9 protein-coding genes are annotated in these 13,465 nt (G+C 74.2%); all 9 read right to left on the reverse strand.

Annotation, left to right across the window (positions count from 1 at the left end; genetic code table 11):
* Window positions 1–57: 57 nt before the first annotated feature.
* Window positions 58–810: an SDR family oxidoreductase gene (locus ACN28C_RS32400; RefSeq protein ID WP_422771280.1), complete on the reverse strand. Its 753-nt coding sequence runs from the start codon at window positions 808–810 to the stop codon at window positions 58–60.
* Window positions 811–999: 189 nt separating this feature from the next.
* A complete protein-coding gene (locus ACN28C_RS32405; RefSeq protein WP_422774888.1) occupies window positions 1,000–1,935 on the reverse strand; it encodes a hypothetical protein in 936 nt (311 codons plus the stop codon).
* Between the two features lie 276 nt (window positions 1,936–2,211).
* Window positions 2,212–3,822 carry a PucR family transcriptional regulator gene (locus tag ACN28C_RS32410; RefSeq protein ID WP_422771281.1) on the reverse strand — a complete coding sequence of 537 codons (1,611 nt, stop codon included), beginning with the start codon at window positions 3,820–3,822 and terminating at the stop codon, window positions 2,212–2,214.
* 129 nt (window positions 3,823–3,951) lie between these two features.
* On the reverse strand, window positions 3,952–5,058 hold the full coding sequence (gene menC / locus ACN28C_RS32415) for an o-succinylbenzoate synthase (RefSeq protein ID WP_422771282.1): 1,107 nt from the start codon (window positions 5,056–5,058) through the stop codon (window positions 3,952–3,954).
* Window positions 5,055–6,047 (reverse strand): GNAT family N-acetyltransferase, encoded by a 993-nt coding sequence (locus ACN28C_RS32420; protein WP_422771283.1) that lies wholly within the window; start codon window positions 6,045–6,047, stop codon window positions 5,055–5,057. Before ACN28C_RS32420 ends, menC begins: the two co-directional genes overlap by 4 nt.
* A gap of 2 nt (window positions 6,048–6,049) precedes the next feature.
* Window positions 6,050–7,174, reverse strand: a complete 1,125-nt coding sequence (locus ACN28C_RS32425) for a M20 family metallopeptidase (protein WP_422771284.1) — start codon at window positions 7,172–7,174, stop codon at window positions 6,050–6,052.
* Between the two features lies 1 nt (window position 7,175).
* On the reverse strand, window positions 7,176–10,670 hold the full coding sequence (locus ACN28C_RS32430; RefSeq protein ID WP_422771285.1) for a serine hydrolase: 3,495 nt from the start codon (window positions 10,668–10,670) through the stop codon (window positions 7,176–7,178).
* Window positions 10,667–11,416: an ABC transporter ATP-binding protein gene (locus ACN28C_RS32435; protein ID WP_422771286.1), complete on the reverse strand. Its 750-nt coding sequence runs from the start codon at window positions 11,414–11,416 to the stop codon at window positions 10,667–10,669. The genes ACN28C_RS32430 and ACN28C_RS32435 overlap by 4 nt, the downstream gene beginning before the upstream one ends.
* Window positions 11,413–13,464, reverse strand: coding sequence for a dipeptide/oligopeptide/nickel ABC transporter permease/ATP-binding protein (locus tag ACN28C_RS32440; RefSeq protein ID WP_422771287.1), 2,052 nt, complete (start codon window positions 13,462–13,464; stop codon window positions 11,413–11,415). The genes ACN28C_RS32435 and ACN28C_RS32440 overlap by 4 nt, the downstream gene beginning before the upstream one ends.
* Between the last annotated feature and the right edge of the window lies 1 nt (window position 13,465).

The raw sequence follows: 13,465 nt of genomic DNA on the forward strand, positions 1-13,465 counted from the left end.
GAATCCGCCGGCGGGCGGCAAAGTTCGGCGCCGAAGCCGCCCGGCAGGCCGGGGCGGTTACGCCACGCCCGCTCCCCCGCGCCGCTCCGCCAGCCGGATCCGGCCGGTCCGGGCCTCGCCGAGCGGCACCAACGCGTCCTCCGCCACCACGGTCCCGAAGTAGCCGGCGGCGGGGTCCGCCACCACCTTCCGGGGGTCCTGGTCGGCCTCCAGGACCGACCGGATCACGTCGTCGAGACGGGACCGCTCCGGGCCGGCCACCTCGACGATCCCGCCGATCGGCGCCCCGGCCGCGACCTCCGCCACCGCGTCGGCCACGTCGTCTGCGGCGATCGGCTGGAAGAGGACCGGCGCCAGGCGTACGGTGTCGCCGTCCGTGCCGAGGCCGGCGATGGCGTCGAGGAACTCGAAGAACTGCGTGGCGCGCACCACCGAGTACGGGATCGGTGAGGCCGCGATCAGTTTCTCCTGGGCGACCTTCGCCCGCATGTACCCCATCTCCGGCATCCGGTCCGCCCCGACGACCGACAGGGCCACGTGGTGGCCCACTTCGGCGGCGGTCTCGGCGGCGAGGAGGTTACGGGTGGAGGTCTCGAAGAACTCCAGCGCGGCGGCCGGCTCGAAGGAGGGCGAGTTCGACACGTCGACGACGACCTCGGCGCCGTCGAGCGCCTCGGCAAGCCCTTCGCCGGTGACCGCGTTCACCCCGGTTCTCGGCGAGGCCGCCACCACCTGGTGGCCCCGCGCGCCGAGCAGGTCCACCACCCTGCTGCCGATCAGTCCGCTGCCGCCGATGACGACGATCTTCATCTGGATCTCCTGGGTCACTGTTCGGCGCCTGCGGGCGCCCTGTCGACCACTTCGACCGGACGGGACGGCGTTTCGTGACACCCACCGGACGTGGCGGTCGCCACCCACGGTGGCCGGGCGCGGCAGTCGGTGCAGGCGTTTGCCGACGCGCTCACCCGGCCGGGTCGGCCGCACGGGCCGCTCCGGGGATCACACCGCCACCCGCTTCCCGTCGCGCCGTCCCGGGTCGGCGGGCGGCGCGGACCGCCGACGCGCGTCGACGACCACCGCGGTGGCCGCCGCGAGGGTGAGCACCACCACGACCGCGAAGGCGAGCAGTGTCTGCCGATCGGGGTCGGTCACCGGCATGCCACGCCTCGCCTGCCAGGTGAGCACCGTGAACAGACCGGTGTAGCCGAGGGCGGCGACGCCGACCAGCCGGGCCCGGACCTGTTCGTCGCGGAGCCAGCCACGGGTGGTCGCGAGGACACCGAGGATCGCGGTGACGAGCAGCAGCACCTGGATGGCGTGCATGCCGACGAAATGCGGTACGCGAAGGTCGCCACCGGTCGTGCTCCAGTGGGTGAGAAACATCCCGTTGCCGTCGGGGTCGCCGATGCCGTGACCGCCGCTCATGGTCACCGGGTTCCCGTTGGCGTCGGTCACCGTACGGGTCGCGGCGCTTGAGGAGTCGCTCAGCCAGAGGGCCACGACCATGCTGGCAACGGCAAGTCCCAGTCCGGCGCGCAGCGCGCGGTCCACGGCGCGGTCGCCGGTTCGTTGGATCAGGACCAGGACCGCGATGATCAGAGTGATCAGCAGGAGCGGCATGACGCCGAAGGAGAAGACCGTCCGCACGGTTCGGGCGACGGGCTCGGCGTTCTCGTTGAAGTGGCTGAAGGTGCCGTGCGCGGCAGCATAGAAGACGGCACCGACGTCCAGCAGGCCGGCGACCGCGAAGACGGTGCCGAGCCACCACCCGACACGTCTGCCCCTGCTCAGCCTGCTGAGCAGCCACGCCAGCGTCAGGCCGTACACCCCCATGGCGAACCCGAACTTCATCGGCTTCACCCAGACCGATTCGCCCATGAGCAGGCGGTCGTCGACGACGAGACCGGCGGTGGCGACCACCGTCAGGGTGAACATGAGCGTCGCGCTCGCCAGCAGCGGACGGTGCCAGCCCCGTATCGCCCCGAGACATGCGGAAAGAATGGTCAACCCAGGCTCCCTACGACGGTCGACGGGTCGTAGCTGCTCCGGCCCGCCGTGGACGACGCTGATCTGTCCACCAGCCTGGGCGAAGGCGCGCCGGGTAACCATCCGGTACGCCCCCGGACGTGATGGCGGGCAAACCCCCGGTCGGGTCCGGGGGTTCACCCGTCGACGCGCAGGCGGGAAGTGCCGACCGACCGGTGGCGGGTGTCAGGCCGGCGGGTTCTCCGGGCGGGGACCGAGCAGCCGGAGTTGCAGCATCGCCGCGAAGCGCTCGTCGGGGTCACGCAGGTTGATGCCGCCGACCTCGGCGAGCCGGCGGAGCCGGTAACGGAAGGTGTTCGGGTGCACGTACGACGACTGGGCCGCGGCCGCGACGTCGCCGTAGTGGTCGAGCCAGGTGGCCAGGGTACCGACCAGGTGGCTGCCGTGCCGGCGGTCGTACTCGATGAGCTTGCGGATGCCGCCGGTCGGGCCGTCTCCGCGGGTCGCCGCCAGGTCGCGGAGTTCCAGCAGCAGGGACTCGACGTGGACGTCGTCGATGCGGGCGGTCCGCCGGTCGCCACGGACCTGGGCCAGCACCCGCACGGTGCGGTCGACGCAGGCGCGGGCGTGCACCAGCTCGCTGATGTCGCGCGCCACCGGGCCGATGCCGACCACCGGGCGGTACCGGTCACCGACCCGGTCCAGGAAGTCGGCCGCGAGGCGCTGGCCCCGAGCCTCGGCGTCGTCGAGCGCGGTCGGAAGCAGGCCGTACGCGGTGCCGCCCACCAGCGCCGTGGTGCTGCGCGGCTGGACCGCGTGCAGGTAGACCGCGAACGCGTCGCCGAGCCGCTGGCGCTCCTGGATGACGGCGGGATCGTCGGCGCGCGACTCGCCGCCCTGCGACAGCGCGGCGCCGAGCAGCAGCAGCGACTGGCCGGCCAGGCCGAGCCGTTCCAGGGCCGAACGGGCGCCCGCACCACCCTCCAGCGCCGAGCTCAGCAGGTCGACCCGGAGCCTGCGCTGGACGTCGGTACCGGCCCGCAACCGCATGAGATGCAGGGCCACGAGCTTGGCGGCGTCCCGCAGTGCCTCGGCCCGCTCGTCGGTGAGATCCTGGTGCGTCGCCGCCCAGATGGAGCCGAGCACCTCGTCACCGGCCCGGACCGAGATCGCCCAGCGCGGCATCGAGTACCCGTGCCGGCCGTCCCCGATCGGGTCGATCCGCACCGGCTGGTCGGTGCGGAGCAGATCGCGGAAGACACCACGCTCGGTGAGCACCTGCGTGTAGCGCTCGGGGACCTGGCGGCCGAGGATGACCTCCACCCGTGGCGCGTCCGCCTCCTCCTGTCGGCCGGAGAAGGCGAGGACCCGCGAGCTGCGGTCCTCGATGGTGATCGGAGCGTCGATGAGCGCCGCGATCGCGTTGGCCACCGCGAACAGGTCGCCGGAGGGGAGCCCCAGCAGCGACTCGGACTCGGCCACCCCGACCTCGTCCTCGGCGAGCAGCGAGCGCAGCATCGCCGCGAGGTGCGCCCACGGTGCGCCGCGGCGCAGGCCGAGCAGGACCACCCCGGCCTCGTCGGCCGCCGCCCGCACCGATGGAAGCGCCGGGACCGACGAGCGCAGGATGAGCGCGACGGCCTGCTGCGCACCGATCTGGTCGATCAGGTCGACGATGGCCGCCGGATCGCTGACGCCGACGCCCAGCACGAGCGCACGCGGGGGCAGGACCGGGTTGTCGTCCGGGTCGTGGATCACCACGGCACCGACCGGCTCGGCCCTGTCGGGGTCGCCGTGCACCAGCTCCAGCAGCATGGAGCCGAGGTCGTCCAGCACGCGACCGAGGCTGGCTCGTGGTCGCGTCGACGGGGCGGGGTTCGCGGTGATGGAGCACTCCCTGAGCCTGGACGTCGCTACGACGATAAGGGCCCGGGGTTGCCGGCGACAAACGAACTTCCTGCGAGGTCAGGCCGTGATCCACTCCGTCCGCGTGCTGCACTCGGCCAGGCGGTCCGGATCCGGTGCCACGCCCAGCCCGGGGCCGGTGGGCACGGGCAGGTGCCCGTCGGCCAGGACGAACGGCTCGGTGATGTCCGCTGCGTAGTAGCGGCCGGAGGCGGAGGTGTCCCCCGGCAGCGTGAAGCCCGGCAGCGCGGCCAGGGCCACGTTGGCGGCCCGGCCCAGCCCGGTCTCGAGCATGCCACCGCACCAGACCGGTACGCCGTGCGCGGCACAGACGTCGTGGATGCGTCTCGCCTCCAGATATCCGCCGACCCGGCCCGGCTTGACGTTGACGATCCGGCAGGCGCCGAGCCGGATCGCGGCGGAGGCGGAGGCGGCCGAGGTGATCGACTCGTCGAGGCAGACCGGGGTGCGGATCAGGCGGGCCAGGTCGGCGTGGCCGAGCACGTCCTCCTCGGCCAGCGGCTGCTCGATGAGGAGCAGGTCGAACGGGTCGAGCGCGGCGAGGTGCCGGGCGTCGGAGAGCGCGTACGCGGCGTTCGCGTCGGCCTGCAGGAGCAGCCGGTCGCCGAACCGCTCGCGTACGGCGCGCACGGGCTCGACGTCCCAGCCGGGTTCGATCTTCAGCTTGATCCGGACGTACCCCTCGGCCAGGTAGCCGTCGACCGCGTCGAGCAGGGCGGGAATGCTATCCATGATCCCGACGGAGACGCCGCAGGGCACCCGGTCACGCACGGCGCCGAGTTCCCGGGCGAAGGAGCGACCCTCGGCGCGCAGTTCCGCGTCGAGGATGGCGGTCTCCAGCGCCGCCTTGGCCATCCGGTGGCCCCTGATCGGAGCGAGGGCGCCGGCCACGGCGGGCGTGTTCGCGGGCGCCGCCGCGAACAGCGCCGGGATGAGGTGGTCGCGCAGCACGGCCCCGGCGGCACCGACGTACTCGGAGGAGTAGAACGGGTCGGACATCGCGACACACTCGCCCCATCCTTCGGCGTCCTCGGTGACGGCGCGCACGAGCAGCACCTCGCGGCTGGTCGTCGTGCCGAACGAGGTGCGGAAGGGTGCCACCAGGGGCATGGTGATCCAGCGCAGCTCGCAGCCGGTGAGTTTCATCGATCCCTCCGCAGCACGTATCCTCCGGTCCGGTCGAAACCGACGACCGTGGCGCCCTGCGCCATGAGGGCCGTCATCGCCTCGCGTACGGCGCCGCGCCACCGCCCGGCCAGGACCGGATCCGAGACGCGCAGGCTGGTGATGTCCGGCGGGACGGCCACCAGGCTCGTCGTGCCGTCGAGGCGGCCCGGCTCGGGTGACCCGTCCGCCGCCGCGCCCAGGGCCACGATCGCACCGGCGGCCGGGGCGGGAGCCCGCCGGCGCCCGGCCGGCGCCGCACTGCCGCTCGGCCGAACGCATGCCTCGACCACCGCAGGGTCGCGCAGCGGCCAGTGCACGAGCAGCCGGTCGGTGTCGCTGTCCCGGTTGACCTTGTCCACCATCAGGCCGTAGAAGTTCGGCAGGTACTCGACAGGCCGGGCGGCCAGCTTGACGATGTTGAAGTAGGCGTTGCGGGACACCAGCGGGTCGAAGGTCCAGGCGATGTGGTCGACGCCCCGGCACATCGCCCACGCCCGCTGGTGCAGCTTGAGGGCGAAGCCGACCCGACGCCCGACCATCTCGGCGGAGACGCCGGCGATGTGGCTGTGCAGCGCGTCCTCCGACGGGGCGTGGAAGAAGCCGACGCACGCCCCGACCAGCTCGTCGTCCACGAAGGCGCCGCCGACGTAGTTGCCCGCCTTGCCGAAGGCCCGCAGCAGTTCGAGGCTCACCGGCGGATTGGCGTCACGTCCCCAGATCCGGGCGAGGAGCCGGACGACCCGCTCGAGGTCGCGCAGGTCGGTCACCTCGCGCACGCTGACCCCGGCCGCCGTGGCGGCGGCACGGGCACCGGCGATGGCCTCGTCGGCGGCACGGGCACCGGCGACGGCCTCGTCGGCGGCACGGGGACCGGCGATAGCCTCCTCGGGTGCGGTGCGTGGAGCGACGGCCGGTGGGGCCACGTCGGGCACGGCGCCGATGCTGTCGAGGTTCTCGGGGCTCGTCATGGTCACCGGGCACCCGACGTCCCGGGTCGGGCCGGTGCTGCGGAGAGCAACTCGGCCATCAGCGAGGTCAGCAGCGCCGTCCGGCCGGGGAGGAACTCCAGCAGGACATGCTCGTCGTCGGCGTGCGCACCACCGCCGACGGCACCCAGACCGTCGAGGGTGGGCGTGCCGACGCCGGCGGTGAGGTTGCCGTCGGAGGCACCGCCGACGGCGGTGGCGACCAACGGCGGCAGGCCGAGCGCGTGGGCCAGTTCCTGTGCCCGGGCGAAGAGGGCGGCGGAGGCGGCGGCCTCCATCGGCACGCGGTTCGGTCCGCCGACGACCTCGATGACGGCGCCGGGCAGCACGGCCGTGAGGCGCCGTATCGCGCCGTCCACCCGGTCCTGCTCGGCCACCGACCGGACCCGGACGTCCACCGCGACGCTGCCGCCGGCCGGCACGGTGTTGGTCGTGGTGCCCGCGCGGGACAGCGTCGGGGTCACGGTCGTGCCCGCCCCGGCGTCGGTCAGCGCGGCGATGCGCAGCACCTGGTGTGCCAGCTCGACGGTGGCGTTGACCCCGCGCTCGGGGGCGAGTCCGGCGTGCGCGGCCCGGCCGGTGACGACCAGCTCGTAGCGGGACACGCCCTTGCGCTCGGTCTTCAACCCTCCCCCGTCGGCGGCCGCCTCCAGCACCAGCGCCGCGCCGGCCGCGCGCGCCTCGGACTCGACGAGCTCCCGGGACGACGGCGACCCCAGTTCCTCGTCGCCGGTCACCAACAGCGTGATCCCGTCCCGGTCGGGCAGCGCGGAGATCGTCTGGAAGGCCATTGCGACGCCCGCCTTCATGTCCAGGCAACCGGGGCCGCGCAGCACGTCGCCCACGACGCCGTACGGGATGCGGGCGAGCGTCCCGAGCGGCCAGACGGTGTCGTGGTGGCCCAGCACCAGCACCCGGGACGGGCCGGAGCCGAACCGCCAGCGCAGGTGCGTACGGCCGTCGAGGACGATCCGCTCCGGCTGCCTGCCCAGCCGCGCGGCGCCGACCCGGGCCACCACCTCGGCGCTGCGCGCGACGGCCGCGAGGTCGGTGGAGGGCGACTCGCACTCCACCAGCGCCCGGGTGTCGGCCAGCAGTGCGTCCAGCATCTCAGTCCACCCTCGGGGTGGCCCGGGCGCCGAAGTGCACGTACCGTTCCCCGGTCGCCAGCTCGTAGAAGGTGACCGGATACCAGGTGGTCCGGTGCGCGGGTGTGGTGAGGAACAGGCCGGGGCCGACCGGGACCAGCGGCTGCACCTCGACCGGATCCGGGACGAGCGCGGCCAGCGGTCCGGTGAGCGTGGTCCGCATCCGGGGGCCGGAACCGCCGGCACCGGCACCGCCACCGGTCTCGTCGGCGTCGCCGGCCAGCACCTCGATCCGCACCGACGCGCGCTCGTACGTGCCGACGTACGGGGTGATGTCGACCGGCACCGGTTCGGCCGGCGGAGTGACCGGTGCCGGCATCCGCACCCCCGCGAGTTCGGCGAAGAGCTCGGCGAAGAGGTCCTGGTGCAGGTCCCGGGCGCTCTCCCTGTTGGTCAGCAGCGTGATCGCCAGGCCCTGCTCGGGCAGCAGCCGCAGGAACGCGGCCTGCCCGATGGTGTTGCCGTCGTGCCCGACCAGCCGGTGTCCGTCCCAGCCGAAGCGGATCCAGCCGAGGCCCCACGAGTCGCCGAGGGACAGCTTGTCTGGCAGCTCGGCGTGGTGCGCGGCCATCGCCGCCGCCGACTCGGTGCCGAGCACCCGGGCGCCGTCGGGCCCGAGGCCGCCGGTCAGGTGCATCCGGGCGAAGGCCAGCACGTCGGCCGCGTTCGCGCTGATCACGCCGGCCGGGCCGAGCGAGCGGGGCAGGTGCCACACCGGCGCCGCGACGAGGTCACCCTCGTGCTCGACGTGGCCGGACGCCGCCGGGTGCAGCAGCACCTCCTCCGGCAGGGTTGCCGTGGCGGTCAGGCCGAGCGGGGTGCACAACCGCTCCCGGACGGCCTCGTCCCAGCTCTGCCCGGTGATCTCCTCGATCATCCGGCCGAGCACCGTGTAGCCGGCGTTGCAGTAGGACCAGGTCGCGCCGAGCGGGTGGTTCTGGGTCTGCTCGGCGAGCAGCTCCACGTAGCGGCGCAGGCAGTCGTCGCCGCGCCCGGTGTCGGTGAAGACGTCGCCGTCGATGCCGCTGGTGTGCGTGAGCAGATGCCGGGTGGTGACCCGGGCCGCCACGTCCGGGTCGGCGAGCCGCAGCTCGGGCAGCACGTCGAGGACCGGGGCGTCGAGCTTCAACCGTCCCTCGTCGGCGAGCTGCATGATCACGGTCGCGGTCCAGACCTTGGTGATCGAGCCGATCTGGAACAGCGCGCGGGGCGTCACCGGTCGGCCCGAGGCGGTGTCCAGCACACCGGTGCAGACCTCGACCAGTTCGTCCTCGTCGCCCGGCTCGGTGGCCAGCCGCAGGATGCCGAGCTGGGCGCCGGGCACGCCGTGCCGCTCGGCCAACTGCGCGAGGCGCCGCTGCCAGTACGCCGCGTCGACCGGCGGGCGGCCCCCGCGCCGGGTGTGCTGCTCGACCCAGTCCACGACGCGCCGGTTGTAGTCGATCCGCTGCGACGGCGGCCCGGTCAGGACGAAGACGTGCGAGGCGTGCGGATAGAGCACCAGCCGGGTCGGCACGCCGCGCTGCCGCAGCGCCGTGTGCCACTGCTGTGCCTGGCCGACCGGGCAGGTGAGGTCGTCGGCGCCGTGCAGCAGCAGCGTGGGGGTGTGCACGTCGGCGACCCGGGTGAGCGGCGACATCCCGGCGTAGCGCTCCGGGTCCTGCCAGGGCGGGCCGCCCAGCTCGTACGCGCTGAGGAACTGGCCGTCGTCGCAGGTGCCGGCCATGCTGACCAGGTCGGCCACGGTGCCGCCCGCGACGGCCGCCGCGAACCGGTCGTCGTGCCCGGTCAGCCAGCAGGTCAGGTAGCCGCCGTAGCTGTACCCGGTGACGGCGAGCCGGTTCGGGTCGGCGATTCCCTCGGCGACCAGGGCGTCGATCGGTTCGAGCAGGTCGGGGGCGTCGGCGACTCCCCAGGCCCCGTTGACGGCGTCGTACGTGGCCTCGCCGTACCCGTCGCTGCCGCGCGGGTTGACGATCAGCACGACCCAGCCACGCCTGGCGAGTTCCTGGTGGTACAGGTGGACCTCGTCGGCGGCGCCGTTCCACGCGTTGTGCGGCCCGCCGTGGATGTCCAGCAGCAGCGGTCGGGGTCCTGCGGCCTCGCCGTCGCGGATCAGCCAGCCCTGCACGCTGTGGCCGTCGGAGATCGGGAAGCTGCGCTCCTGCCGGGCGAAGAGTTCGACATCGGCGAGCGTGCGACCGTGCCCGGTCAGCACCCGCTCGGTGCCGGTGGCCAACTCCACGACGGCGACCTCGCCGAACGAGTCCGGGGTACCGAGCACCACCACCGCCCGGCCCGACCCGACCGAGAGGCCGTCGACGACCCGGCCCGCGCCGGCCAGGACCGGGCGCGGGTCGGTGCCGTCGGCCGCCACCGACCACAGGTGCGAGCAGCCCTGGTCGCGGAGGCAGAAGAGCACCCGCCCGTCGTGCTCCTGGGGCGGCCCGCCCGGATACGCCACGGCCCCCGGCATGACGTTGCGGTCCAGCGTGCCGGTGAGGTCCGCCGGCTCGCCGCCGTCGAGCGGCACCCGCAGCAGCCGGGCGTGCCCCACGGGGTCTCCCGTCCAGCCCACCACGAGCAGGGCGGAGCCGTCGGCGGTGAAGCCCACGGTGCGGGCGACGCCGCCGGCCGGCCCGACCCTCCGCGCCATGCCAGCACCGGACGCACCGCCACCGTCCCGGGCACCGGACGCACCGCCACCGTCCCGGGCACCGGACGCACCGCCGCCGTCCCGGGCACCGGACGCACCGCCACCGTCCCGGGCACCGGGCACGCCTCCGGCACCGTCGCGGTCGTCGACGGCCAGCAGGTGCACCTCCGCGCGGAGACTCAGGTCGCTGTCGTCGCCCACGGCACGCACGAAGGCCAGCTCCGTGCCGTCCGGCGACCAGACCGGTGCGCCGGCGTCGTGCGGTCCGTCGGTGAGCACCCGGCACCGCCGGGTGCCGACGTCGAGCATGTGCAGTTGCCGCCGTACCGCGCCGACCAGGCCGGCGCCGTCAGCCTGGTAGTCCAGCCCGTTGCTGACCAGCGGCGCCGCCGCGCCCCGCGCACCGCCGTCCGGATCGACGGGAGCGGCGAACGCGAGCCTGCTGCCGTCCGGGCTCCACGCCGGCGTGCCGGCCGGCAGCGGCAGGTCGGTGAGCACCTGCGGTTCGCCGCCGTCCATCGGGGCCACCGCGACCTGGCCACCGCGCAGGAACGCCAGCCGACTGCCGTCCGGGCTCCACACCGGCGACGTGTCGTCCGGGCCGGCGGTCAGCCGGCGGGCGCTGCCGCCACCGGTGGGCACCACCCACAGCTCGCGGACGGTACGGTCCGCCGCCCCGTTCTGCGTGCGCAGCACGTACGCGACGTGTGAGCCGTCCGGCGCGAGGGCCGGTTCGGCGGGCACGGCCAGGACGAGGAGGTCGTCGATGCGCAGCCGTCGGGTCACGCGTTGCTCCGTCACGTGTTGCTCCAGGTGGTGAGGCGGTGACCGGGGACCGCGTCGAGCAGTGCCCGGGTGTACTCGTGGGAGGGCGCGGTCAGCACCCGCTCGGCGGGACCCTGCTCCACGACGCGGCCGCGCAGCATGATCGCCACGCTGTCGGCGACGTACCGGACCACGGCCAGGTTGTGCGAGATGAACAGGATGGAGAGCCCGAGTTCGCGCTGCAGTTCCCGGACCAGGTTGAGGATGGCGCCCTGGATCGACACGTCCAGCGCGGAGGTGATCTCGTCGGCGATCACCACCCGGGGCCGGCCGGCGATGGCCCGGGCGAGCGCGACGCGCTGCCGCTGCCCGCCGGAGAGCTGCCCGGGATACGCGACCGCTCGGGCCGGATCGAGGTGTACGAGTTCCAGCAGCCGGGCCACCTCGGCGCGGCGTTGCGCACGCGACGATCCCGGTGGCATCGCCTCGGCGACGGTCTCGCCGATCGTCATGCGTGGGTCGAGCGAGGAGTAGGGGTCCTGGAAGACCATCTGCACCGGCCGGCACCTGCCGCGCGCCGGAACCGGCCGGCCGTCGAGCAGGATCCGGCCACCGGCCACCGGCACCAGGCCGACGGCGGCGCGGGCCAGTGTGGACTTGCCCGAGCCGGACTCGCCCACCAGCCCCAGCACGCGACCGGCGGGCACCCGCAGGCTGACACCGTCCACCGCCGTCATTCGTCCATAGCGGACGGTCACCTCCTCGAAGGTCAGGTCGCTCATGATGTCTCCACCGCAGAGGCCGACGGCGCCTGCACCGTCGAATTCCGTGACGCCTGCGCCGCCGAGGGCGGTGACGCCTCCCCCGCCGAGGGCGCCTCCCGGGTCTTCCGCTCGTCGTCGGGCGCCGCCGGACGGGCGTGCCAGCACGCCACCCGGTGTCCGGACGGATGCCGTCGCAGGGGCGGGTCCTCGTCCCGGCAGCGCTGCGTGGCCAGCGGGCACCGGGCCGCGTACGCACACCCCTCGGGCAGCTCTGCCGGGTCCACGGGACGCCCGGGGATCACCGGCAGCGGCCGGTCCAGCGGGGAGTCCATCCGGGGTACGGCGCCGGTCAGCGCCCGGGTGTACGGGTGCAGCGCCTCACCGGTCAGCCGCTCGGTGGGCAGGTCCTCGACGATGCGCCCGGCGTACATCACCAGTACCCGGTCGCAGACCTCGCTGACCACCGCGACATCGTGGCTGATCAGCAGCAGTGCGACGTCGTCGGCGGCCCGGATCGCGGTCAGCAGGTCCAACACCTGCCGCTGGACGGTGACGTCCAGGGCGGTGGTCGGCTCGTCGGCGACGATGAGCGCCGGGGTGCCCATCAGCCCCATGCCGATCATCGCGCGTTGCCGCATGCCGCCGGAGAACTCGTGCGGGTACTGCCGGGCCCGGCGCTCGGGGTCGGTGATGCGCACGGCGCGCAGCCGGTCGACCGCCCGGGCGAACGCCTCGCGGCGGTTGCGCCCGTGGTGGTGCCGCGAGACCTCGGCGAGCTGGCGGCCGATCCGCTGGGTCGGGTTGAACGAGCTGGCCGGGTCCTGGAACACCATCGCGAGCGAGCTGCCGAGCCGGCGGCGTTGCCCGGCGGAGTCGGGTGCCCGCAGGTCGGCGCCGAGCAGGTGCAGGCGCTCCGCGTCGACCCGACCCGCCGCGTCGGTCAGCCGGGAGACGGCGAGGGCGGTGAGCGACTTGCCGGAGCCGGACTCGCCGACCACGCCGACCGCCTCGCCGCGGTGGATCGTGAGCGTCACCCCTCGTACCGGCCGCACCGGTCGGTCGGCGCCGGGGAAACTGACGGTGAGGTCGCGGACGTCGAGCACCACATCGTCGGCGGGCTCACCGGCGGACCCGCCGGCCGGCTCCTCGGCCTCGGAACGGGCGTTGCCGGCCGCCGCCCGTTTCGAGGCCGGGTCGGTGGGCGAACCGGCCGGGACGGGGAGGCCGACCAGGGCGTCCATCCCGAAGCCCTTGGCCACCGCCTCGCCGAGCAGGTTGAGCGCCAGGCCGGCGACCAGCACGGCCAACGCCGGAGCGATCGCGGCGGCCGGGTTGATGTAGAGCACGCCGATGCCGTCGTAGAGCAGCCGACCCCAGTCGTACTCGGGGGACTGCACGCCGAGACCGAGGAAGGAGAGGCCGGCGAAGGCGAGCAGCGCGCCGCCGGCACCGATTGTCGCGTTGACCACGAGCGGCTCGGCGATGTTCGGCAACAGGTGGCGCAGCAGGATGCGGAAGCGACCGACACCGGCGACCCGGGCGGCGGCGACGAAGTCGCGGGCCGCGACACCGGCGACCAGGGTCTGCACCAGCCGGGCGAACATCGGCGCCCCGGCCAGCCCGATGGCGAACGCCGCCCCGGTCGCGCCGACCCCGAAGATCACCGCGAAGAAGAGCGCGAGCAGCAGGCCGGGAAAGGCGATCGCGATCTGCACGGCACCCGACACGAGCCGACCGGCACGCCGGCCGAGCAGCCACGGCGCGGTCCCGAGCAGGAGCCCCGCCAGCACGGTGATGGCGGTGGCAGCGAGCGCGAGACCGACCGAGAGCCGGGTCGCCTCGAGCACCCGGAACGCGATGTCCCGGCCCAGGTTGTCGGTGCCGGCCCAGTGCTCGGCGGACGGTCCGGCGAGGATGTTGGTGGTGTCGACGGCGTTCGCCCGCCCGCTCCACGGCGCCGGACCGACCACGGCGATCACCAGGACCACCAGGACCAGCCCGGCCGCGGTGCGACCCGTCGGGGTACGCAGCACGCGGAGCCAGCGGTGTCCGGCGTGGAGGTTCACC

The sequence above is a fragment of the Plantactinospora sp. WMMC1484 genome, assembly GCF_049315195.1.
Lineage (GTDB): Bacteria > Actinomycetota > Actinomycetes > Mycobacteriales > Micromonosporaceae > Plantactinospora.